The sequence below is a fragment of the Planococcus circulans genome (assembly GCF_020023385.1).
In the GTDB taxonomy this organism is placed as follows: domain Bacteria; phylum Bacillota; class Bacilli; order Bacillales_A; family Planococcaceae; genus Planococcus.
Genome location: NZ_JAIQCL010000003.1, coordinates 24,901 through 49,171, shown reverse-complemented (window position 1 = coordinate 49,171; position 24,271 = coordinate 24,901). Strand labels below are relative to the sequence as shown.

General features: G+C 46.9%; 17 protein-coding genes. 4 read left to right on the top strand and 13 right to left on the bottom strand.

Annotated features, from left to right (window positions below; genetic code table 11):
* Window positions 1-93: 93 nt before the first annotated feature.
* The 9 genes from K8U60_RS06640 to mnmH all read right to left on the bottom strand — a co-directional run bounded on the left by K8U60_RS06640 (window position 94) and on the right by mnmH (window position 13,496).
* Complete coding sequence (locus tag K8U60_RS06640; protein WP_223636150.1) at window positions 94-1,530, bottom strand: carbon starvation CstA family protein; 1,437 nt, start codon at window positions 1,528-1,530, stop codon at window positions 94-96.
* A gap of 274 nt (window positions 1,531-1,804) precedes the next feature.
* On the bottom strand, window positions 1,805-2,815 hold the full coding sequence (locus K8U60_RS06635; protein WP_223636147.1) for a hypothetical protein: 1,011 nt from the start codon (window positions 2,813-2,815) through the stop codon (window positions 1,805-1,807).
* Window positions 2,816-3,058: 243 nt separating this feature from the next.
* Window positions 3,059-3,703: a DUF4352 domain-containing protein gene (locus K8U60_RS06630; protein WP_223636145.1), complete on the bottom strand. Its 645-nt coding sequence runs from the start codon at window positions 3,701-3,703 to the stop codon at window positions 3,059-3,061.
* 34 nt (window positions 3,704-3,737) lie between these two features.
* Window positions 3,738-5,162 carry an alkaline phosphatase gene (locus K8U60_RS06625; RefSeq protein ID WP_223636143.1) on the bottom strand — a complete coding sequence of 475 codons (1,425 nt, stop codon included), beginning with the start codon at window positions 5,160-5,162 and terminating at the stop codon, window positions 3,738-3,740.
* Window positions 5,163-5,311: 149 nt separating this feature from the next.
* On the bottom strand, window positions 5,312-6,517 hold the full coding sequence (locus tag K8U60_RS06620; protein WP_223636141.1) for a multidrug effflux MFS transporter: 1,206 nt from the start codon (window positions 6,515-6,517) through the stop codon (window positions 5,312-5,314).
* A gap of 645 nt (window positions 6,518-7,162) precedes the next feature.
* Window positions 7,163-8,236, bottom strand: coding sequence for a branched-chain amino acid aminotransferase (locus tag K8U60_RS06615; RefSeq protein WP_223636139.1), 1,074 nt, complete (start codon window positions 8,234-8,236; stop codon window positions 7,163-7,165).
* A gap of 144 nt (window positions 8,237-8,380) precedes the next feature.
* The gene (locus K8U60_RS06610) at window positions 8,381-8,995 is read right to left on the bottom strand and encodes an NUDIX hydrolase (RefSeq protein WP_223636137.1); all 615 of its coding nucleotides are present in this window, start codon (window positions 8,993-8,995) and stop codon (window positions 8,381-8,383) included.
* A gap of 115 nt (window positions 8,996-9,110) precedes the next feature.
* A complete protein-coding gene (locus tag K8U60_RS06605; protein ID WP_223636135.1) occupies window positions 9,111-12,266 on the bottom strand; it encodes a DEAD/DEAH box helicase in 3,156 nt (1,051 codons plus the stop codon).
* 180 nt (window positions 12,267-12,446) lie between these two features.
* Window positions 12,447-13,496: a tRNA 2-selenouridine(34) synthase MnmH gene (gene mnmH / locus K8U60_RS06600; protein WP_223636133.1), complete on the bottom strand. Its 1,050-nt coding sequence runs from the start codon at window positions 13,494-13,496 to the stop codon at window positions 12,447-12,449.
* Between the two features lie 282 nt (window positions 13,497-13,778).
* Here mnmH and K8U60_RS06595 point away from each other — a divergent pair, with 282 nt between their 5' ends.
* Complete coding sequence (locus tag K8U60_RS06595; protein ID WP_223636131.1) at window positions 13,779-15,038, top strand: YeeE/YedE family protein; 1,260 nt, start codon at window positions 13,779-13,781, stop codon at window positions 15,036-15,038.
* 91 nt (window positions 15,039-15,129) lie between these two features.
* Here the strand turns inward: K8U60_RS06595 and K8U60_RS06590 are convergent, their stop codons facing one another.
* The gene (locus K8U60_RS06590; protein WP_223636127.1) at window positions 15,130-16,011 is read right to left on the bottom strand and encodes a Cof-type HAD-IIB family hydrolase; all 882 of its coding nucleotides are present in this window, start codon (window positions 16,009-16,011) and stop codon (window positions 15,130-15,132) included.
* Between the two features lie 331 nt (window positions 16,012-16,342).
* On the opposite strand from K8U60_RS06590, the gene glcT reads away from it, so the two are divergent.
* The 3 genes from glcT (at window position 16,343) to K8U60_RS06575 (ending at window position 20,138) form a co-directional block, all read left to right on the top strand.
* A complete protein-coding gene (glcT, locus tag K8U60_RS06585) occupies window positions 16,343-17,185 on the top strand; it encodes a glucose PTS transporter transcription antiterminator GlcT (RefSeq protein WP_223636124.1) in 843 nt (280 codons plus the stop codon).
* A 163-nt stretch (window positions 17,186-17,348) separates the two neighbouring features.
* On the top strand, window positions 17,349-19,391 hold the full coding sequence (ptsG, locus tag K8U60_RS06580; RefSeq protein ID WP_223636121.1) for a glucose-specific PTS transporter subunit IIBC: 2,043 nt from the start codon (window positions 17,349-17,351) through the stop codon (window positions 19,389-19,391).
* 204 nt (window positions 19,392-19,595) lie between these two features.
* The gene (locus K8U60_RS06575) at window positions 19,596-20,138 is read left to right on the top strand and encodes an ECF transporter S component (protein ID WP_223636116.1); all 543 of its coding nucleotides are present in this window, start codon (window positions 19,596-19,598) and stop codon (window positions 20,136-20,138) included.
* Between the two features lie 58 nt (window positions 20,139-20,196).
* Here K8U60_RS06575 and K8U60_RS06570 read toward each other — a convergent pair whose 3' ends face one another.
* The 3 genes from K8U60_RS06570 to K8U60_RS06560 form a co-directional block, all read right to left on the bottom strand.
* On the bottom strand, window positions 20,197-20,838 hold the full coding sequence (locus tag K8U60_RS06570) for an O-methyltransferase (protein ID WP_223636113.1): 642 nt from the start codon (window positions 20,836-20,838) through the stop codon (window positions 20,197-20,199).
* A gap of 496 nt (window positions 20,839-21,334) precedes the next feature.
* The gene (locus K8U60_RS06565) at window positions 21,335-22,834 is read right to left on the bottom strand and encodes a malate:quinone oxidoreductase (protein WP_223636110.1); all 1,500 of its coding nucleotides are present in this window, start codon (window positions 22,832-22,834) and stop codon (window positions 21,335-21,337) included.
* A 293-nt stretch (window positions 22,835-23,127) separates the two neighbouring features.
* Window positions 23,128-24,270, bottom strand: coding sequence for a mannitol-1-phosphate 5-dehydrogenase (locus K8U60_RS06560; RefSeq protein ID WP_223636107.1), 1,143 nt, complete (start codon window positions 24,268-24,270; stop codon window positions 23,128-23,130).
* Between the last annotated feature and the right edge of the window lies 1 nt (window position 24,271).

The following is a 24,271-nucleotide window of genomic DNA, read 5'->3' as shown; positions in this document are numbered from 1 at the left end:
TATACTGTAAATATCTTCTATTTTCACTTAACGATATTCTTGTGACCGAAAAAACTCCCGCCAGGACACAGCCCTGCGGGAGTTTGTTATTTTTTACAGCGGACGGTAATCCGGCTGCAATTGCTTTAGGTTTCTGTACTTGATGATTTGTGCGACATACCATAACAACACCACCAGAGTGATGCAGGCTCCGATAATTGCGGAAACCTGATAATCCATGTTCAAGCCTTCCGGTGCATAGAAGATATACATAGATACGACGGCTGTCATGAAAATCGCAGGGACTCCTGCCACCCAATGGAATTTGAAGTTTTTCAAAAGGTAGACAGCAGCTGTCCATAACATGAATGTGGCCACCAGCTGGTTGGTCCAGCCGACATACCTCCATAGGAACGTATAGTCGATTGTCGCCATGTAGAAGGTTGGAATGGCCAGTGGAATGGTCACCAATAGAATCTTCACTTTGCCTTCCATATTGACAAACTTTGCCAGGATATCCGTCAAGATCATTCGTGAAGAACGAAGCGCGGTATCCCCAGTAGTAATCGGCAAGATGATGACACCGAAAATAGCGAGCAATCCACCCATCGTACCCAGCAAGGAAATCGAGATTTCATTGACTACGCCTGATGGGCCACCAGCAGCAAGTGCTGCTCCCAAACCTTCAGTACCATTGAAGAAAGTCATGCCGGCAGCTGCCCAGATCAAGGCGATAATGCCTTCGATGATCATAGCTCCGTAAAAGATCTTGCGGCCGTCTGTTTCTTTTTTCATCGTACGTGCAATGATCGGGCTTTGCGTGCAATGGAATCCTGATATTGCCCCACATGAAATGGTCACCATCAATAATGGCCAAATCGGCAGATCTCCCGGGTGCAGGTTAGCGAATGTAAGGTTCGGCATCGGTTTTCCGGAGAAAACCAACGCAATCGCCACCGCCACCGCCATAAACAGCAGGATTGCTCCCAACAGTGGATAGATGCGGCCAATCACTTTATTGATCGGCAAAATTGTCGCCAGGATAAAGTAGAAGAAAATGATCACTAAAGCAGTCATAAAGTTAATCGGCGTAATTTGTGCAATCAATTGCGCAGGCCCTGCGGTAAAAGCTGCAGTCACCAGCAGCATCAAGACCAGTGAGAGTCCGTTGATAAAGACTTTAGCATTCTTGCCCAGGTACTTCCCTACTAATGTCGGGAACTGTGCACCTCCGTGGCGCATGGACATGACACCTGAAAAGTAATCATGAACCCCTCCAGCGAAAATACAGCCAACAACGATCCAGACAAATGCTACTGGACCATATAAAGCCCCGGCAACCGCTCCATATATTGGGCCAAGGCCGGCGATATTCAGTAATTGAATCAAATTCCCTTTCCACCAGCTCATTGGAACAAAGTCCAATGTGTCTGTTTTGGAATAGGCGGGAGTCGGTGTATTGTCATCAACGCCAAATACACGCTCGATGAATTTCGAATAAAATACATAACCTAAAATAAGTAAGGCCAAGGCTGCAAAAAAAGTAATCATGTGGCGGTTCCTCCTGATGTTGTTGTATAAGCATAAATCATGATAACATGTTTTTTAAATATATAAACATAATATTTAGAAAAAAACAAATTTACTGTAAAATAACTATAAAAGACAAACTAAACTTTTTTAACTGATTTTATAGACCTATCTAAGAATTTTTCTTTTGAATTGAATAGTATTAAACATTAAAAAAATATAAAAATATTATACTCAATTAATTTTCCAACAAAAAAACGTACAGAAAGATTCTTCTGTACGCTCTTTCCATTATTTATTTTGTCCGGATTCTTGCTCTTCGGATCCCTTGAATGACATCTATGGCTGAGAAAATAATGACAACCACTAAAACACTGCCAATCAGCCAATTGAGGCCAGCCGTACCGCCGAACAGGTCCGTAAGCCATTGCTGGAACGCCGCGTTGATCAGATTGGAATTGGTGAAGATCAGGATAAACACAAGCACTGACGTTGTCTGAACAAAGGCATTGAACAGGGCCAATTTATTTGTCCATTGCAACGCGCGCCATTGATAGACTGCCAATGCAATTTCGAGGACGACGACAAGTATGATCAATGGCCAATAGGAAATCAGGACATCCTGATTGAAGATCGGCGTGGTGAATTCCAGGCCTCCCTGCTGCCCCTGCTGGTATATCCCAAGCAGTTTATCCGCATTGAAATAAACCGTTGTCCAGATTGCCGTCCAAATCAGGCTGCCGAATATTTGGCTTCTTGGAATCTTTTTTTCTTTTAAGATATGCGGCCGCTCCGGAAATTCCTTGAGATCATCCGGTGTCCATTCTTCAAAATTCAAGGCGAGCGGCCTTTGTGATTTGGAATGTTCCGCGCGTTCAACAATCACCAGCACCAGGGTCAGCCAGAATACGGCCTGAATTACCGCATTGACGATTCCTGAAATGATGCCTCCGATTAAATTTCCGATGATCGTCAAGACCGGCTCTTCTCCTGCTCCTGAAACGACTGTAACGATGATGATGACAATGGTGGTCACCGTAATGGCAATCGGCAGGATAAGCTTCAGCAGCTGGAGGTAGAGGTCATAATAACGGGGCCCGATCAAATACATGGGCCGCTCTGCATAACGGCTTGCCAGAACTGCCGGATGGCCCAGCTCGGCAAGGGCATTTTTGACATCCTGTTCCGTATAAGGATCCGGCAGCATCTGTTCAATAGTCGACCGCAGCTCCTCTGCAACTTCGTTCCGTTTTTTTTCCGGAATCCTCTTCGTCACTTCCCCGATATACAGTTCAATCAATTTCATGGCAAACCTCCCCTTTTTACAAGCTCTACCGATGCTCCCATTTTGTTCTATCATACACCCTTATTTTCTTTTAAAAAATAGTTCCGTCTTCTTTTTTCAATATATTCCGTCAACTCCGATAATAAGTGAATACAGCAAAAAGCAGACCCATGTCCATGAGCCTGCCACGTTTCTGGAATGCTTTACCTCCACTTTAACAGCAGTGGCCAATGCAGAAATTCGTTACCGGATTGAACTGATCCGTCATTCAAACTGCGTACGGAATTCCAACGCTTCTGCGATTTTATTGTCCTGAGTGTCAAAGACATCACTTGTGGTGATCGATACCGAATCAAAACTGCCGTCTTCAACAATAAAGCCGATGTTGCCTCGTTTGGTTTCACCTGCAGCGAGTTCACCGTTCAACTCTTCCAAGTAAATATCATCTTCCCAAAGTTTTGTTTCCCCTTTGGCGGTTTCCATCAAAGCCACAGGTGCAAAATAAACCGGTTCGTCGGATGTATTCGTGACTTCCACAAACATTTTCACGATTTTGAACTCCTGATCATGCGTGTAGGAGTGGAAAAAATCAATCAGGCTGTAATCCGGTTTGAGCTGTAGAATTTTCGATTCCGCCAAGGTCAGTTCCACCGGACCGACTTCAGCTGTCTCACTGTCCATATTCACCGCTTCAACAGTTGCTTCCCCTTTGGCATCCCGCTTGTGTTGGCCGCCCTCCTGCAGTAGTCGGTCATCCGTCACCTGGGGGCTAAGGACATAGTCTTCGTAATAGCCGGGGATTTCGTTTTGCTGGCCGGCTGCTGAAACGGCCATTGTTGAATCTGCTTGTTCCGAACACCCTCCGAGCAATAGCGCGGAGAGGCCTATTAAATAAACGGTCTTTTTCATGTCAGTTCCTCATTTCACTGCTGTTTTTACTGGTTTACTTATCATCGATCTCCACTTTTGCTTTCAATAGGTCAAAGATGATTTTTGCATGATCGGTATTGTCGAGCTGTCCCGCAAACTTTTCACTTGCAGGTCCGTATGCATAAACCGGAACATCTTCCCCTGTGTGTCCGCCGGTTGTCCACCCCGTGTGTGAACGCTTATCGAAAATCTTTTCAATCGAATTATCGATCGCTGTGAAGTTTCCGCCCGCTGCCGCTTTTTTAACTGCGCCGATTTCTTCAGCTGTCAGGTCAAGGTCGATATACTTGCTTAACGTTTCTTCTGCGCCGGCACCGCCAATGATTTTTTCAGCCATGAAATCAGGTGTGCGTTTTGCCGCTTTGATCGGCTCTCCAAACCAGTTGTAGATGCCATCCGAACCAATGGAAAAGCCGCCAGTTGAATGGTCCGCCGTTGCGACGACCAACGTATTGCCATCTTCTTCAGCAAACTTGATGGCTGCCTGGAACGCTTGGTCGTAATCCTCCATCTCGCTCATCGCACTGACGATATCGTTGTCATGTCCTGCCCAGTCGACCTGGCTGCCTTCCACCATCAGGAAGAATCCGTCTTCCTCTTCCGATAATCGATCGATGGCCGATTCTGTCATATCCGCCAATGAAGGGATGCTGTCGTCACGGTCAATCATTTTCGGAAGGCCCGCCGGCGCAAACAAGCCGAGTACTTGCTCGTCATCGTTGCTCAACAGCTGTTCTCGGTCTGTAATATAGCTGTAGCCGTCTTTCTGGAACTCTTCCGTTAGGTCACGGTCTGTCCGTTCAAACAGATTGACGCCTCCACCCAGAAGCACATCGACTTTGTGCTCTCCATCGATCAACTCATCATAATAATCATCCGCAATGGCATTCATGTTTTTTCGTGCGATGTCATGAGCGCCGAACGATGCCGGGGTGGCGTGTGTAATTTCGGAAGTTGCGACCAATCCTGTCGCTTTTCCTTTTTCTTTGGCAGCCTCCAGGACTGTCTTCACTTCGCTTTCATCGTTATCGACCGCAATCGCATTGTTGTAGGTTTTTATGCCGGCAGCCATCGCTGTGGCAGAGGAAGCGGAATCCGTGATGTTTTGTGCAGGATCTTCCGGATATGTCGATTGCTGTCCAACTAAATAAGAATCGAAGGACATGTCTTCGACCAACTTGGTGGAAGCATCATCTTGAAGATAACGATAGGCAGATGTATAGGATGTCCCGACTCCGTCACCGATCAGGAAAATAACGTTCTTTACTTCATCTTTTTTGCCGCCTTTGCCTTTGCCCTGGCTGTGTTCAGGTGCTTTGCCCTGATTATTTCCAGCTTTTGCTTCGGCTGACAAAGTAAACGAACTTGCCCCCGTCAGCGCCACTGCTGAAGCTAAAGCAATCGGAAGTACTTTCAATTTCAAGTTTCTATGTATCATTTGTTTCCCCTCCAGTCAGTTGATGAACAAGTTCAGTATAGGATTTGATTGTTAAGCGCTGACGGGAAAATTGTTTAGTATTTGTAAACGGTGAAAAACAGGTATTTTTACGCAATACAAAAAGCCCGGAAGAATTTCCGGGCTTCAGATTATTTGGCAGTTGATGCGGTTGCATTTTTTGCAAAGAATATATAGGCCAACAATGCAGTCAAGCACATGATGAAAATGACCAGCCCCATTGGAACTGCCGTATCTTCTCCTGCAATCCCTACTAACGGCGCCGTCGCTGCTCCAAGAATAAACGGCAGCAAGCCAAGCAATGCCGAAGCACTTCCTGCTACATGGCCTTGGCTTTCCATGGCTAGAGTGAAAGCGGCTGTTCCCACCACGCCAATCGACGTGATGAAAAAGAAAATAGGAATGACGACCGCCCATAAAGGGCCATCAAGCAACACGACGGCCAATAAAACTGCACCGGCAGTCGTGGCAGTATAAAGCGCGGTTTCCAAAAACCGCTTTTCAGACCAAATGTACGAGAAACGGCCAACAGCATAACTGCCGATAATCAGTCCGATGCCATTCATACCGAACAGCAAGCTGAATGTCTGCGGCGATACTCCGTACACATTCTGATAGATGAAGGGAGTTCCCGACACATAGGCAAAAACACCGCCGATCAGAAAACCTTGCGCCAACGCATAGCCCGTGAACTGCCGATTCTTTAAAATTCCCGCAAAATTGCTGAAGGTCGTTCCCAGATTGCTTGGAACCCTTTTTTCAGGCGGCAAGCTTTCCTTCAGGCGGAAGGCTGAAACGAGCAACAGGACAATTCCCAGAACCGTCAGCACCAGGAAAATTCCTCTCCAGTCTGCAAACAGCAGGACCCCGCTGCCAACTGAAGGCGCCAGCAGAGGAACCAGGTTGTTGACGACCATCAATAGAGCGAACAATCTTGTCAATTCCGCCCCATTGCTGACGTCCCGCACTATTGCCCGGGAAATAACCAAGCCACCGGAAGCTGCAAAGCCCTGTACGAAACGCAGTAGAACAAATATGTAGATGTTTGGAGCAAATATGCAAGCCACTGAGGCTACTATGTATGCAACCAGCGAAATCAGGAGTGGCTTTCTCCGTCCCTGCACATCACTAAGCGCTCCTGTGATCAATTGGCCTAACGCGAGTCCAAGCAGACACGCGGTCAAGCTCAATTGAACAGAGGTGGCATTGGTTTCGTAGACATCTGCAAGAATTGGGAAAGCCGGTAAATACATATCGATCGTGAATGGAATTAAGGAAGTCAGTGCACCCATCAACAAAATAAAATGGACTCGTTTTAAGCCAGTCAAGCTTTCCAATACTTACACCTTCTTTTCTATCATTAAAAATATGAGCTTGTAGACGAAAAAATTTATGTCACTTAAAGAATGAATACACATTTCATCATGTTTATACTGAATCCTGCGCTCCAGGCGGACGCTTTCCACGGGCTGGCGCCGAACTAACTCGGACTGACGCCCGAGTGGATTTCGACACTTCGTCGCCTTGCACTTCGGATCCTGGAGTGAAGGATATACCAAATTTGTCGGGACTACTTTTACCGGAACTGACTAGCAGGTTACGTTCTTTGATTGAAGCAACAGACTCCCAACCAGGCTGGCCAAGAAGACTCCTGTGAAATCAGTGAAAGCTGAAGACCCCGCAGAAAAGGGATTGGCCAAAACTTTTGAGGGCATGAAGCTCGGTAGAGTTAGTATACAGCCTCAAAACTACATAAATCATTTTCTCAAGTTGTTGAAGAATCGCTCCACGCATGAAAATTACCGTTTTCTAACATAACATAAAAGCTCCTGTCTTTCTTTAACTATGTTCTCTCTTAACCAACTTTTTAAACCTTACATTCAATAGGACAGCTAAAAACCCATCCCTGTCGAGCTATCCCAAAGGATAACCAGACAGCGACGGGTTTCAGAAATGCTAATGGCTAAAGAGAAACTTGCCGATTATTTTACTTCCACAGTCCAGCCCAGTGTATCTTCAATCTTGCCTGTCTGGATTCCTGTGATCGTATCGTATAGTTTTTGTGATAATTCACCGATTTCGTGATTGTTGATGATCATTTTCTGGCCTTTCCAGTTCAGTTCCCCGACTGGAGAAATAACGGCTGCCGTCCCAGTGCCGAAGACCTCTTCGACTTGGCCGGCTTCATATGCTTCGTACAGTTCATCGATGGAAACACGTTTTTCGGTTACGGTGATTCCCCATGTGCCAAGCAATTCGATGATGGACATGCGCGTGATGCCTTTTAGGATACTGCCGTTCAACTCAGGCGTCACCACTTCACCGTTGATTTTGAAGAAGATGTTCATGCTGCCGACTTCTTCGATGTATTTCTTTTCGACGCCATCCAGCCATAGGACATCCGCGTTGCCTTCTTTTTTGGCATTGGCCTGCGCCTGGTAGCCTGACGAATAATTTCCGGCTGTTTTAGCCATACCGGTTCCGCCTTTTACTGCGCGGGTGAATTTATCTTCTACATGGATGACAACCGGGTGAAGGCCGCCTGGGAAATAAGAGCCCACTGGTGACAGGATGACCATGTATTTATAGGTTTGAGACGGTCCGACTGCAAGATTGGCGTCTGTTGAAATGATGTAGGGACGGATATACAGCGAAGTTCCAGGTGTTTTCGGAACCCAGTCTTTTTCAAGCTTGATCAATTGTGTCAAATGCTCCAAAGCCTGTTCTTCATCGATGGCGGGGATGCTCAGGCGTTCACTTGAAAGGTTCAGACGCTCAAAGTTCTTTTCGGGACGGAACAATAAAAGGCGCCCGTCCTCTGTATGATAGGCTTTCATGCCTTCAAAAACCGTTTGTCCGTAATGGAAGATCATCGCCGCAGGATCTAAACTGATCGGTCCGTAGGGAACGATTTTCGGATCATACCAGCCTTTTTCTGTTTCATACTCCAGGATATACATATGATCAGTAAACGTCGTCCCGAATGGCACCTGGTCTTTCACCGGTTTTTCTTTTTTGTTGGTATTTTCAATAACTTCAAGCTGATATGTAGTCATCGTCAGGACTCCTTTGTAAAAATAATTTTAATTATCAGTAATATGAATAATTATACACGTTCTTTCCGCCCTTTAAAAGCTTCGCCGGCTACAATTCAAAAATTGCGATAAAAGACCCGTTCCTTTCCAAAACAAAAAGACCATTCAGCGAATGATCTCGATAAAGTGTGCAAGAATTTTGGCGGTAAGCCCCCAAATGACCTTGTCTCCATAAATGTAAAAGTATTCATCAACTTGGCGCGTCCGCCAATTGTAATTTTCCCCTCCGGCAATCAAATCGTAGGGAAAGCTCTCCTCCGGCTGGATATCAAAATTGATGCTGTATACTTTCGGCTCTTTTTCCAGGAAGAACGACAGCGGAACCGTAAAGATGCTGTCGACTTCGGGTGGATTCGGCTCAAATGCAGCTTCCGGATCAATGATGCCGGCAAATGTATACACAATCATGCCAAAAGGCGAAACAATATAGTCTAGTGGAAAGATATCCGAGATTTCGGCTCTTTCTATTCCAAGCTCTTCAATCGTTTCCCGGACGGCTGTGTCTTCTTCCGTCTGGTCCTGAAAATCAATTCTTCCCCCGGGAAAACAGATTTCCCCCGGCTGGTTTCTTAAGTCATAGGAGCGAACTTCAAAGAGGACATGAATTTCTCCATCTTTTTCGATAAGGGGCAAAAGAATTGCATATTTTGAGAAATCCTTATTTCCTAATACATCAGGAGTACGGTTTTTCACTTTTTCCAGCATGCTTTTCGGATCCATATCAACACCTCAGCTCTCTTTCAACCATTTTACCAAACCGGGCACAATAATTCCTTTTCGACGATGATTTTTATAGGATGCTCCGGATAGAAAAGACATTCGGCAGATCGACAGGCTATATCGTCAGGATTTCCCGGATGTCCTCTGCAGACATCGCCTTCAGCGGTTCTTCTCCCGATTGGATCACCTCATCGATCAGGTTTTTCTTTCTCATCTGCAGCTCATTAATCTTTTCTTCGATGGTGCCTTTGGCGACCAGCCGAATCACCTGCACTTCCTTCTTCTGTCCCATGCGATGCGCCCGGTCAGCAGCTTGCTGTTCGACAGCCGGATTCCACCAAAGATCGTAAAGGATGACTGTATCGGCTCCCGTCAGATTCAGGCCAGTACCGCCGGCTTTCAGGGAAATCAAAAACAAATCACCTTGTCCCCCGTTGAATCGGCTGCACAGGTCCACCCGTTCTGCGGGCGGAGTCTGGCCGTCCAAATAAAAATAAGGGACTCCTTCTTTCGCCAATTGATGGCCGATGATGCCGAGCATTTGGGTAAATTGCGAAAATACCAGCACACGCCGTCCGGACAGCCGGCATTCCTCCACCAGCTCCATCAATTGATCGAACTTGCCTGATCCGCCATCGTAGCCTTCCACGAATAATGCAGGGTGGCAGCATAACTGGCGCAGCCGGGTCAGTCCCGCCAAAATCCGGATCCGGTTCTTCTGGAAGCTGTCTTTGTTCAAATGCTTCAGTGCATCCTGTTTCAATTCGGCTAAGTAAGCCGCATATAATTTCTTCTGCTCTTTCTGCAGTTCCGAATAATGGATGGTTTCCACTTTGTCCGGAAGCTCCGTCAACACCTCCGTCTTGATGCGGCGCAGGATGAAAGGACGGACCCGCTTCTTGATGCTTTCGCGCCTCATCTCACTGAACAGCCTGCGGTTCGGCAACAGCTCTGGAAACACCACATTGAAAATCGACCATAATTCATCCAGCGAGTTTTCAATCGGGGTTCCGGTAAGCGCAAACCGGTGATCTGCTTGAATTTCCCTGACGGCCTTCGCCGTTTGGGTGACCGGGTTTTTAAAGGCCTGTGCTTCATCCAAAAACAAGGTATGGAAGCTTTGGCTGCGGTACAGCACTTGATCCATCCGCAAGGAAGGATAGGACGTGATGACGACATCCAGCCCCTGTGTTTTTTGGATCAAAGAAGCCCTTTGTGTTTTAGTGCCATCAATGATCCCAACTTTGAGTTCTGGTGCAAATTTCGTCAATTCGTTGAGCCAATTATAGACAAGCGACGAAGGGGCAACCACGAGGACAGGCTGCTGCTGTTTGCGGATATCCGGCAGCACCGAGACGATAAAGGCGATGCTTTGCAACGTTTTGCCAAGCCCCATGTCATCCGCCAGAATGCCGCCGAATTTATATTTCGCCAACAGGTTAAGCCAGCGGAAACCGGCTTCCTGGTAATCGCGGAGTACCCCGTTCAAACTTTCCGGTAGATCAGTATCCAGCTCATCCGGTCGATTCAGGTTTTGCAGCAAGTGGGCAAAACTGGCCCCTGGGTCGAGCAGCTGTCCTTCATCCAGTGAAGCCACCAAGTGGAGGCCATGGATCAAAGGAATGCGGATCTCTTCCCTGCCGAAATTAGCGGAATTGACGTCCAGTTCGCGCAGGAAATCACTCAACTCCATGAATTCCGCTGTTTCTAAAGACATTAACGTACCGTTAGGGATTCGGTAATAAGGCCGTTTTTCTTCCAACGCCTTCAAAATTTTCTTGATCTCCGCTTCCGGAATATCCTGCAGATCAAAGCGAAATTCCAGCCAATCGGTGCGCTCACTGATTTCAACCTTCACTTTCGGACCGCCATAGTTTTTCTGAACCCGAAGCTTGACGGCTGTTGTCGCATAAATCTGCATCAATTCTTCAAGCACAGGAATGACATGGTAGAGGAAATGGTACTCCGATTCCTCATCCTGCATATAGAAACCGCCGTCCGTCTGTGTAAATGCACTGTCTTTCATTACTTTCACAATTTCCTGCTCCTGCTCGCGCTGCCGGCGGATTCCTGGATAATGGCGGAATTCATCGTCCGCCTCTTCACACGGATTGATGACCAAATGGCCGTAATGGAATTCCACTCCTGCCAGCAGACGATGCTTGATGCGGTCGAGATACAGCTTGGCGCGGAGAGGTGTTTCCACCAGCCGTTCCGCTACTGCATCAGCGATATGGACTTTCCCTAAACGCTCCAGCCCCGGCACGACCGTCGCCATGAAATGGTCCATTTCCTCTGCCGGAATCAGCAGCTGGTCAACCGAGCCAGGCAGCAATTCCTTCAATTCCGCCAGACGCCTGGCATCTTCCCCAGCCAAATGGACCAAGGCACCGTCCGCAATCACCAGCTCGTAAACCTTCAGGATCAGCACTTCCTCCAAACCTTCGACGTCCAGACGAAAGCCACCGGAGCGGTTTTCAGCAAAGTGGAAAGACAGCGGCAATTCTTTTTCGATGCGGATGCCTTCGGTAATCCGTCCAGCGCCCATCAGTTTAACGAAAGGCACGGTTTGCATCAAAGGCAACAGCCGCTCCCAGTCCGAAGCTGCCAAGACCACCAGATCTGTTTTTCCTGAACTTCCTGCACCTGTAATCCGCGTTTTCGCCAAGTAATCGAGTACCTTTTCAGTCTCATCCTGCAAGCGGTGTTCTTCTGGCGAGTAATGGACTCCAGCTGATTCGCTGTACGATTCCTCAGTCCTCACCGCTTCAAGGAAATCACCAATATTTCCTACAGGTTCCAGTCCAGCTGTTCCGATAGCGAGCCGCAGACCGAGTACGTAGCCTGTTCCTTCCATTAGAACCGGAAGGAAACTGAACTCGACTTGAAGCGTTTGCCGCTTATCGAAGTACTGCCGTCTGCCTTTAGTTCCGCTTGTTTGCCGCGTGAATAAATCCAGCATTTTCATCGTTGGGTTTTCGCGTTGCTGCATGTCGTCAATCGCCAGCAGAACACCTGCAATATGATGGCAATAAGTCGTTACAAAACCGACTGGCGGACAACTGCAGGAAGCCAGGATTTCCCCGTCCTGTTCCTGCCTGACACTGACGTGAAATTCGTTGCGGCCGGTGACGATGCCTTTGATCAGCCGGTCGTCATTCAGATCCGGTGAGAGCCGGATTTTGCCGCCCAAAATGTAGGACCGTCCTTTTTTGTAAGCGGCAAGTCCGCATAGTTTTTTTATTTTTGTTTCATTAAGTGAAAAGTTCATGGGGCCAGTTCCTTCCTGAGATGCCTGAATACCCGAAACCGTTGCGAAGAATTCGAAGCTCTCTCCATTATCCCTAACTGCATGCAGCGAATCAACTGAGCTACTTCGGCATCGCCAGTAAGTAAAGAAAATCCCCTGCAACATGGAGTTGAGGGGATTGTTTCACTTATAAAGAGTGAGTTAGCTTGCCGACGACTTCTCGATATCCGGAATCTGCTGTTTGATCGCTTCGATGGCTTCTTCCAGATTTTGCACCTGCAATACTTTCTTTTGCTGGTCCGGGTATTGAAGACCGGTATGCTTGTAGCGGGAATCGTAATAATACTCCAGCAGCAGACGTACCGCAGAGGAAAATTCCCCTGTTTCCAAATCCGCTTCGATCTGTTTCGAAACATCCTGCGGCATCCGTGTTTTGATCCGTTGGAAGGCTGCTATACATTCCTGCTGGTACTGAACAGGTCGGTAATCTTCAATGATCTCTTTGATTCTTTCTTCCATCGGCATGTCGATAATGAGCTGAACGCTATTGTTTTTCAGATCCATCACCCAGCTCGGGATGACAACTTTGCCGATCCGTGAACTTTCAGCTTCAAAAAGGACAAAAGGCGATTTTTCGAGTTCCCGGAATTGCTGAACCAACAGCGAGTCGAATTTTTTTTGGTTATTCGGCTCAACGCCGATATGGCCGAAAATCGAGCCTTTATGATTGGCCAGCCCTTCCAGATCGATGACAGGATAGCCTTGTTTTTCCAACGCTTTCAGGATTCTCGTTTTGCCTGTTCCAGTCAAGCCGTTCAATACATATGCTTTAAAAGGGGTTTCCGGCTGCTCAAGCTGGTTGATGACCCATCTCCGGTATTCACGGATTCCGCCTTCCAACCGACTGACATGGACATCCATCAACGACAAAAGCGTAGCAGTTGTTCGGCTGCGCATGCCGCCCCGCCAGCAAAATACCGTTTTATTGCCTTCCAGCTGTTTAAATTGCTTCACAAATTCCGGCAGCTTGGCCGAGATGATTTCAAGGCCGCGCTCTTTTGCTGCAGCTACACTCTTTTGCTTATAGAGTGTGCCGATTTCTGCCCGCTCCGCATCATCGAAAAAAGGGATATTGATGCTTCCAGGTATTGAAAAATTCTTATATTCGGATGGCGATCTCACATCGATAAGCACCATTTTTTTCTGTTCACTTAACGGGATCAGTTCTTCCACTGCAATATCGCTGAACATTCTTTTTCCTCCAAACACGCACTTGTTTTACTTATTTTATCAGTATACACCCATCAAGATCAGTTTTCGTTTCTGATTGCTTATTTTAACGCGCATGGATTTCCTGGATTTTTTAAAACCCCCAGTGGAATATACGTTTTCCCATCACATATTCCGTGTTATCCACATAATTTATATTCTTTTTAAATGCTTAATCCAAAGCATTTTCCGTTGACACCCCGGGGTTCAAGCTATATGATAACCAAGTATTCCCGACTAACTCACTAAGAAAAGGATGGTTTCATGACTTCACTTACACATGTTCAACCGGTAAACGATGCAAAAGATCCGGTTTTACGGAAAGATACAGCTTTAAACAAACCTCAGGTTTCACTGATTGTCGGCGGCCTGGTGGTTGCGGCTCTATTAATGATTTATCTATTGGCTACTCAACACATAGCACAACCTATTTTGCTGGTCATCGGACTATTGCTTGGCTATACCTTATTCCACGCACGCTTCGGATTTACTTCAGCTTTCCGACGCCTGGCATCTGTCGGCAACGGCCAAGCCATGCGATCCCATATGCTGATGCTTGCGGTTGCGGTGACTTTGTTTGCGCCGATTTTGGCATATGGCTATTCATTTTTCGGAACTGAAGTTGCCGGCTATGTTTCACCTGTAGGCGTCAGCTTGGTTGTCGGAGCATTCATCTTCGGAATCGGCATGCAACTCGGCGGCGGCTGTGCTTCCGGTACCTTGTATGCAATCGGCGGCGGACGTACGGTGATGTTTGTGACCTTGCTGTTCTTCATCATCGGAACAACGATCGGCGCTTACCATCTGCCGTTCTGGACAGAAGAAATGCCGGCGTTCGAACCGATTTCGTTAGCCACCTCAACTGGGCTTGGCTACGGCGGCGCTTGGCTTGTGTCGATTGTCATTTTCGGTTTGATTGCTTTGATCAGTTTGGCTATCGAGAAAAAAAGACGCGCTCCAAAAATGGCGCCTCTGCCATCCGCTTCTGGATGGAGACGGATTTTCCGCGGTTCATGGCCTTTGTTCGCTGCAGCCATCATCCTGGCATTGTTGAACGCATTGACGTTGATGGTCCGTGGTACACCTTGGGGCATCACATCGGCGTTTGCACTGTGGGGCTCGAAAATCGCTGCGTTGTTCGGTGTTGACGTAGCAAGCTGGGGTTATTGGCAAGGTGCCAATGCCGCTATGCTTGAGTCTTCAATCTTTGCCGATTCCACAACAGTATTGAACTTCGGCGTCATTATCGGGGCATTCCTTGCTTCAGCCGCTGGCGGCTTGTTCAAGTTCACGAAAGTGAAAGTGGGCAATTTCTTCGCTTCTGTCATCGGTGGCTTGCTGATGGGCTATGGCGCCCGCTTGGCATTCGGCTGTAACATCGGCGCTTACTTCGGTGGCATTGCGTCGTTCAGCCTCCACGGCTACATCTGGGGCATTCTGGCATTAGCCGGAACGTTTGTCGCATTGTATCTCCGTCCACTATTCGGACTGTCGGTACCTAAATCCAACGATTCGGTATGCTGACAACAATTATTCACAAAAAATAAAATCCCCCAAAACGAACACTTTAACAGTGAGCGTTTTGGGGGATTCTTTTGTTTTGCCGTTATTCAATTCACGCTTTTGAGGTTCTTGCTTCCAGTTGTTCCCATACCTTCGATTTCAGGTAATGATAAACGCCATTTTCATCACAGGTGAATTCCGTCACCTCATCGACCATGGCCTGGATATGGTCCGCCGCATTTTTCATCGCGACGGCATGGCTGACATACTCGAACATCTTGACATCGTTGTCGCTGTCTCCGATGGCTAGGGTCTCACAGCCCGTTAAACCGAACCGCTCCAGCATCTGTTTGATACCTGATGCTTTGTTGATGTCTGCAACCATCACTTCGGCATTATGCGGTGAAGACGGAGTCATCGTGAAATCCATCTCTTTTTGAAGTTGCTTGAGTTCAATTTTCCAATCATCGATTTCATCTTTCGTTCTTGCGAAGAAATAAAATTTGGAAAAATGACTTCCAGTAATTTCGTCTATCCACTCGATTTCCTCTTCAATCGCTTTTTGGCGTGAAATCCATTCGTTGATCTGGACGGAATCGGGCTTAGGATCACGAACAGCTGCTTCGACAAATGCCTGGTCCTGTTTCAGCACCAGCCGAGCTTCGCCATGCGGGAAAAGCTCATAATAGATTTTGCGTTCCCGTGCCTTGGTAATGACCGTTTCCACCAAATCCAGCGGCAGTGCGTGCTCGAACACGACTTCTTCCCCGATATAACCGGCCATGCCGTTTGAGGTGATGATGCCATCTACAGCAAAGCCTTCCGGAAGCATTTCTGCCAGCTCTTCAGCGGATCTGCCTGTCGCTACAAATACGAAAATCCCTTCACTTCGCAGTCTATCTATGATTTCTTTCGTGTCCATGCTTACTTCGTTGGTATGATTCAAAATCGTCCCGTCCATATCCAAAAAGACGGCTTTAGGGTTAATCGCCACTCCATTACCTCCTGATGTTTAATACAATTGATATAGCCTCAGTATACGCCTTGGGTTTTTTAAACTCAATGAATGCGCAACAGCCCATGGCACCAGCAACAGTAATATCTATTACAGACAGACAAGAAATGTTAGAATAAGGCACAGAAGAATTTTCAGATTATATCCTGGTTGATGGATGATCCGCTTGCAAACAGAGGAGATACTATATCCTATTGGCCTAAAGGAATTTCGTGGAGCAGTTAAATGGCGCCAGATTCATACTCACAGAAAATCGTTTGTTTATGCCAGTCAGACAGATACGAAAGTCCAGTGGCAGATGGAGGCTAACATGAAGCAAATCTTGACCATACAAAAAATATTGAATAATAATGTCGTCATCGCCAGCAACGATACGTATAAAGAAGCTGTCCTGATCGGCAATGGCCTTGGCTTTAATCGAAAAAAGGGGGATACCGTCCCTTTCGACCAAGCAGATAAAACCTTTTTGCTGCAGGACGAAAAAGAAATGGAGCAATACGTCAATCTGCTTCCTTATATCGAGGAGCAGCTCATTGCCTTCATCCACGGACTGCTCTTGTTCATCGAGGAAAAAATGGGCAAGGAACTCAACGAACATATCCACGTGGCCCTGACAGACCATATCGCATTTGCCATTAACCGGGCAAAAAAAGGAATCCAATTCTCCAATCCGTTCTTATTTGAAATCGAATCACTGTATCCAAAAGAATACATTGTGGCCCAGGATGTGGTCAAAAAAGTGGAAGCGCGGACAGGCGTTTCGTTTCCGGAAGGGGAAGTCGGCTTTATCGCACTCCATGTCCACAGTGCCGTTACAGACAAGTCCCTGCGCGATATCAATCGCTATCATGCTTTGCTCTCAAAAATGGTGAAAATCATCGAAGACAGCCTGGATATCCAGTTGGAAAAAGACAATATCGATTACCACCGCCTTATTCAGCACCTCCACCGCGCCATCGACCGTGCCGATAAAGGAGCTCCCCTGGGGGAAGAAAATAAATTGGCCGCTATGTTGAAAAGTGAATATCCCGTATGCTATAATCTTGCTTGGAAGCTCATTAAAGTAATGCAAAACCAATTGAATAAGCCTGTAGATGAAGCGGAAGTCATGTATTTGACGATTCATCTGCAGCGCTTGACACATAAATTCTGACCATACGTGTTACTGATTCGATCAGGCATGAGTATGAAAAGATGCAAAAGTTGACCCTTAGGACAAAACTGTCCTTTTCTCGGCTTTTCCCTTTTCTTCTCATGCCTTTTTTGTGTCTTCAATTGATCTGCTTCATAATTTGAACCATCGAGGAGGAAATTGCATGTCATTCAATTTATTCGGTACCTTGCAAAAAGTCGGTAAAGCCCTTATGCTGCCAGTTGCACTCTTACCTGCCGCCGGTATCCTATTGGCTTTCGGTACAAGCTTTGCACAAGAATCATTTTTGGAAGCGGTTCCTTTTATGGGAGCTGACTGGATCCAGTCCTTATTATTCGTGATGGCGGAAGCCGGCGGTGTCATTTTCGATAACCTGCCCTTGCTGTTTGCTGTAGGTGTCGCAATCGGCCTTGCCGGTGGTGATGGAGTAGCAGGACTTGCTGCCATCATCGGTTACTTGATCATGAACGTTACGATGAAAGCATTTGGCGGAATCACCCTGGAAATGACCGCTGATCCGGCATATGCCAATGTACTGGGAATTCCGACGCTGCAAACAGGCGTATTCGGCGGTATTATCGTCGGGGTCCTTGCTGCCTTTATGTACAATAAATTCTTCAATATCCAATTGCCTCAGTTTTTAGGTTTCTTCGCTGGAAAGCGCTTTGTTCCTATTATCACTGCTTTCTCTGCTGTTTTTCTTGGTATTGTAATGTTCATGGTTTGGCCTTTTGCCCAAAACGGTTTGAATACACTTTCCCACTTCATGCTTGAAACGAACCGTACGCTTGCTGCGTTCGTATTTGGAACCATTGAACGTTCATTGATTCCATTCGGTTTGCACCATATTTTCTACTCGCCATTCTGGTTTGAATTCGGCCAGTATACCAATGCTGCCGGTGAAATCATCCGCGGCGACCAGCGCATCTTCTTTGCTCAACTGCAGGACGGTGTAGACTTTACTGCCGGGACATTCATGACCGGTAAATTCCCATTCATGATGTTCGGTCTTCCAGCTGCGGCACTTGCCATCTACCACTGTGCACGTCCGGAGAAAAAGAAAATTGTCGGCGGCATCATGCTTTCAGGTGCTTTGACATCGTTCCTGACAGGAATCACCGAACCTCTTGAGTTCTCGTTCTTGTTTGTTGCACCTGTATTGTTCGGTATCCATGCAATTTTTGCGGGTCTGTCATTCATGACCATGCACTTGCTTAACGTTAAGATCGGGATGACATTCTCCGGCGGACTGATTGACTTCCTGCTGTTCGGGGTAATGCCTGGAAGAACAGAATGGTTCTGGGTCATTGTTGTCGGTCTCGTGTTCTCGGTCATCTACTATTTCGGGTTCCGTTTTGCTATCAAAAAATTCAATTTGATGACACCTGGGCGCGAAGCTGATGAAGAAGGCGATGAGGAAACAGGTGAAGTCGGCGACTTGCCATATGAAATTCTTGCAGCTATGGGCGGCCAGGAAAACATCACCCACCTTGACGCTTGTATCACCCGCTTACGTGTCAGCGTTGCCGATAAAGGCAATGTCGATAAAAACAGATTGAAAAAACTTGGCGCATCCGGCGTCATGGAAGTCGGAAACAACATCCAGGCCATTTTCGGACCTGTCTCAGATAGCCTGCGGGGACAAATGCAGGACATCATCAATGGCAAAGCGCCTCGACCATCCGAAAAAACGGCGGTTCCAACTGGAGATTCAACTGCCGCCGCTTCAGCTACACCATTGGAATTCAACAGCCCGATTACCGGTGAATTGCTTCCGATTTCAGAAGTTCCGGATCAGGTATTCTCCGGTAAAATGGTTGGTGACGGATTTGCGATCAAGCCGACAGAAGGAAAAGTATTCTCTCCGGTGAACGGCAAAGTCGTCACGGTCTTCCCTACCAAGCACGCCATCGGCATCGCGGCGGACAACGGAACGGAAATACTGATCCACATCGGGATTGATACGGTCCATCTGAAAGGTGAAGGCTTTACTTCACATATTGAACAAGGCGATTTGGTTGAACAAGGACAGCTTCTAATGGAAATGGACTTGGATTACATCGCAGAAAACGCAGCTTCCATCATTACGCCTGTCGTCTTCACGAACCTTGAAGAAGGCCAATCGATCAAACTCAGCAAATCCGGCTCAGTAGCAGCCACGGACAAGAACATCATGGAAATTGTCCAGGGAGAGCCTGTCGTCTGATCTAGAAACACCAACTAAAAGCCCGGTTGCACGCGGAAGTTTTCCGCAGGCAGCCGGGCTTTCTTACATATTCGATTAAAACAGCATCTATGAAGATGAGGTTTTCAAACTGACCCCTAAGTTTTATTCGGAATTGGCACTTTTAACTGGATCAGTCCTCTGCTAATCTTATCTGAAAAAGAAAAGATAGGAAGGTAACCACCGATGCAAAAAACAACCAGCTATTCACCTGCAGCCAATACCCGCACATTTGATTTGATTTTAAGCTCCATGGCCATTGCACTTGTCTTTGTCTCTACTTTATTGCTGAATATTCGCCTGCCAATTGCGGCAAACGGCGGGCTTGTCCATTTGGGCACCGCGATGCTCTTCATTATCGCCATCTTGTTCGGTCCAAAAAAAGGACTGATTGCTGGTGCAATCGGCATGGGTCTGTTTGATCTGGTCTCCGGCTGGACCTTATGGGCGCCGATTACCATACTCGCTCGCGGCCTGCAAGGGTATCTGGTCGGAAAGATCGCCTGGTCCGGCGGCAGAAAAGGCGGCAGTACGAAATTCAATATTTTAGCTGCCATCGTCTCGATTCCATTCATGGTCGCTATCTACTACCTCGGCGAAGCCATCATCTTCAGCAGCTGGATTATCCCGGCCGCTTCGATTCCTGGAAACCTTGTCCAAAATACGGTTGGTTTGATCATCGCAATTCCAGTAGCAGTTGCCTTGAAGAAAACGCCGTTTTTCAAATAAGTTTTCTATCGGTTCACCTAAAAAGGAGCATGTCTGAACTTCAGACATGCTCCTTTTTTCAGTTTTTCACTTGCGAGATAGTCAGGCCGTCGCCTATCGGAATCAATAAGGATTCCAGTTGAGGGTGATTCGCCACAACAAGATTAAATGCCTTCATCACTTCTGTATGGCTGCTGGCTTCAGCTGCATCGTCCGCTACCGTTCCCCTTGCGAGTACATTATCCGCAACGATCAAAGCGCCAGGAGTTGATAGCTTCAGACAGTAATCCAAATAATTTTCATAGTTTCCTTTGTCTGCATCGATAAAGAAAAAATCGAATTTGCGATTTTCTTCCACCAGTTTTTCGAGGCTTTCTAAAGCCGCTCCTGTCATGTAGGAAACCTGTTCACCGAATCCAGCTTTCGTTAAATTGCTGTGCGCCAGTTCTGCATACTGTTCCTCAAGCTCAAGCGAAGTCAACTTCCCTTCTTTCCCGGCGAATCCTCTCGCCAGACAAATACCGCTATAGCCTCCAAGCGCTCCAATTTCCAGCACATTTTTAGCGCCTGAGATTGAGACCAGCATCGTCAGCAGCTTGCCGGACGATGGCGATACAGAAATCGAAGGCATTTCATTTTCCTTTATGGAAGCGACAACTCTGTCTAAAAGTGGATCTTGTGTGGTGAAGGCGGCATCAATGTATTGGTTGATTTTCTTCATGTCCAGGACCTCCTTTTTTGTCAATTGGATTTCTTTTTCTGTCTATATAAGTTGAACTAAAGAATTTACTTTTTTAACTCAACAAGAGTGAAGAAACGAAGAAAGTGCTCCAGGCGGATGCTTTCCGCGGACGAAGCGCTGAGCCTCCTCGTCGCAAGCTCCTGCGGGGTCTCATCACTCCGTTCTTCCGCGGGAGCAGTGCAACGACATACAAGAAATCCACTCGGGCGTTTAGCCCGAGTTAGTTCGGCGCAAGCCCGTAGGAAAGATACGGCCGAAAGGAATTCGGATCGTATCTTTGCGACGAAGCTAGCGCAGCGATGCAGGAGCACCGGGTTTTTAGGAGCTGGTTTGTGGAATATCCATAACAGAATTGTTTCTGTGAAAAATTATTAGTTCAACCTATATTATATGAATAAATTGTATACGTTTGTAGATAAAACTGTCCAAAAAAGCCCCTCTCATCGACTTTGATGGGAGGAGCTTACGTAAGCAATTAGATTCCTACAGGGCTTTTTTCATCCAACTGAAGTGCTTTTGCTGTTGAAATATGGATTTCCTGAAGAAGTTCCGGATTATCAGACAAGGATACGCCATAAGACGGAATCATTTCTTTGATTTTCGGCTCCCATTCGCCTACCTGGTCCGGGAAGCACCTTTGGAAGATTTCAAGCATTGCATGAACGGCCGTGGATGCACCTGGAGAAGCTCCAAGCAATGCAGCAACTGAACCATCAGCAGCAGTGACGATTTCTGTACCGAACTGCAAGGTTCCTTTGCCCTTATCCGTATCTTTGATGACTTGTACACGTTGTCCCGCTACGACGACATCCCAATCCTCAAGCTTGGCAGTCGGAATGAATTCACGCAATTCTTCCACGCGTTTTTCATTGGACAGCATGACCTGCTGGATCAGATATTTTGTCAGTGACATCTCTTTTGCGCCTGCAGCCAGCATCGTAAAGACGTTGTTCGGTTTGACAGATCCGATCAAGTCCATATTCGATCCTGTTTTCAGGAACTTCGGTGAAAAGCCGGCAAATGGTCCGAACAACAAGGATTTCTTGTTATCGATGAAGCGTGTGTCCAAATGCGGTACTGACATCGGAGGAGCTCCGACTTTTGCTTTTCCGTATACTTTTGCATGGTGCTGCTCGACGATTTCAGGATCGTTGCAGACCAGGAACATCCCGCTTACCGGGAATCCGCCGATATGCTTGGATTCCGGAATGCCTGTTTTCTGAAGCAAAGGCAAACTTCCGCCGCCGCCGCCGATAAAGACGAAGTCAGCGCTATGGTATTCGATTTTATCGTTTTCCAGGTCCTGCACTTTTACTTCCCAAGTACCGTCGCCGCTGCGTTTAATATCTTTAACTGCATGTTTGTAATTCATCTCGACCTGCTGCTCTTTCAAGTGGTCAAACAGCATTTCCGTTAACGCGCCAAAGTTGACGTCCGTTCCGGAATCGATTTTTGTAGCTGCCATTGCTTCATTTGAAGTACGGCCTTCCATGATAAGTGGAACCCATTCCTTCAATTTTGCAGGATCAGCTGAATATTCCATGCCGTTGAACAACGGGCTGGCTGATAATGCTTCGAAGCGTTTATTTAAGAATCGGACATTGTCTTCTCCCTGCACTAAACTCATGTGGGGAATCGACATGATGAAGTCCTGAGGGTTTGCAATGCGTTTATTGTTTACAAGGAAAGACCAGAACTGTCTTGAAAGCTGGAACTGTTCGTTGATTTTTATCGCTTTGTTGATGTCGATGGAACCGTCTGCCTGTTCCGGAGTATAGTTCAGCTCGCAAAGTGCAGCGTGGCCGGTTCCTGCGTTATTCCATTCGTTGGAACTTTCAGATCCCGCTTTTTCAAGTTTTTCAAACACTTTGATGTTCCAGTCTGGTGCTAGCTCTTTAAGCATCGATCCTAAAGTCGCACTCATGACACCAGCACCGATTAAGATGACGTTTCTTTTTTTCTGTTGGTTGTCCATTATAACCTTCCTTATCCCGTATATTTGCAAATAGGTGCAGCTTGCTCCTGATCAAATAATACAAAAAGCCAGGCTCAACCGAAAAACGCACCTTTTCTGCCTCAATTGTGTAATTATATCATATTTATCGTATCTACCTATCTACTTTTGCCTGTCAATTATACCTTAAGTAGAACGGCTTAAAAAGAAAGATGCCTGTTTTAAGAAGAAATGAGCCTGAAAAGCCCAAATGCTGACATTGTCCAGAATGTCAGCATTTGGGCTTATTTTATATTCCGCTTTATCCTGCACGATTACCGTCTTTGTAAAGCTTCATAATGACGTACGGCTGCTTTTGTGATGTCACTGTTTTCAGGCAAGCCACTGACTGTTTGCAAAACAGCGGCCGGCCCGTTTTTGCGGATCATCTCCTGGATTTCCATCGCTTCCTCATCTTCTGGATAATCGAACGCCAACGCAGCAGCAATGGCCTTCGCCAGGTTGGTGTAAGAAAGACCCGCTTTTTGTGCCTGGGTTGCCGGTCGGATCAACCGGTCTTCAGGACCAAGCTTGCGGATCGGGGCACGTCCAACGCGTGTAACGCCGTCATTCAGGTACGCATTCTTAAAGCGTTCGATGTTCTTGTTGATGTACGTGAGATGTTCTTCTTCATCCAGGCCATATTCCTTCACCAGATAGGCACCGGTCTCCTTCAACGTCTCTCTGACCTGCTCGACAATCTTCTCGTCAGCCAAGGTTTCATCAATCGTCGATTTACCTGCCAGATAGCCGAGGTAAGCAATAACAGCATGGCCCGTGTTCACTGTGAACAGCTTCCGTTCAATGAACGGCGCAAGGTCCTTGACCATTGTCATGCCGGTAACCGGCGGGATGTCTTCAGTCGTTTCCACGACCCACTCGTAATAAGGCTCAACCAGGACATCCAGTGAACTTTGGTCCTGAATCGGCACGATGCGGTCAACAGCCGAGTTGAAGAAATAGACCTTTCCTTCCAGCTGGTTTTTCGTCTCTTCATCGAGGTTGTCCAGGATATGCTGCTTCAGGATATCCGTTGCACCAATCTGATTTTCGCAGGCGATGATATAAAGCTTGTCATCTGTTGCCGTCACCCGGTTCGCCAGACCGCGGGCGATCAGCGGCGCGATTCTCGGCAAAATGTTCGGGCCGATTGCTGTGGTCAAGTAGGTCGCTTGTTGAATCGCGTCAATGACATCAGTGTCATGTGTCCTATTATTGATGCCTGACACGTTTTCGATGGTGATGGATTCTTCTTGTGGCTGAGCCAGTTTTACCTGATACCCTTTTTCTTCATTCAGCTTATTGATAACCTGCTCTGCAACATCTACAAACGTCACGTGGTATCCCGATTCGGAAAACAAAGCCCCGATAAACCCTCTGCCGATGTTTCCTGCTCCAAAATGAACGGCTTGTTTCATT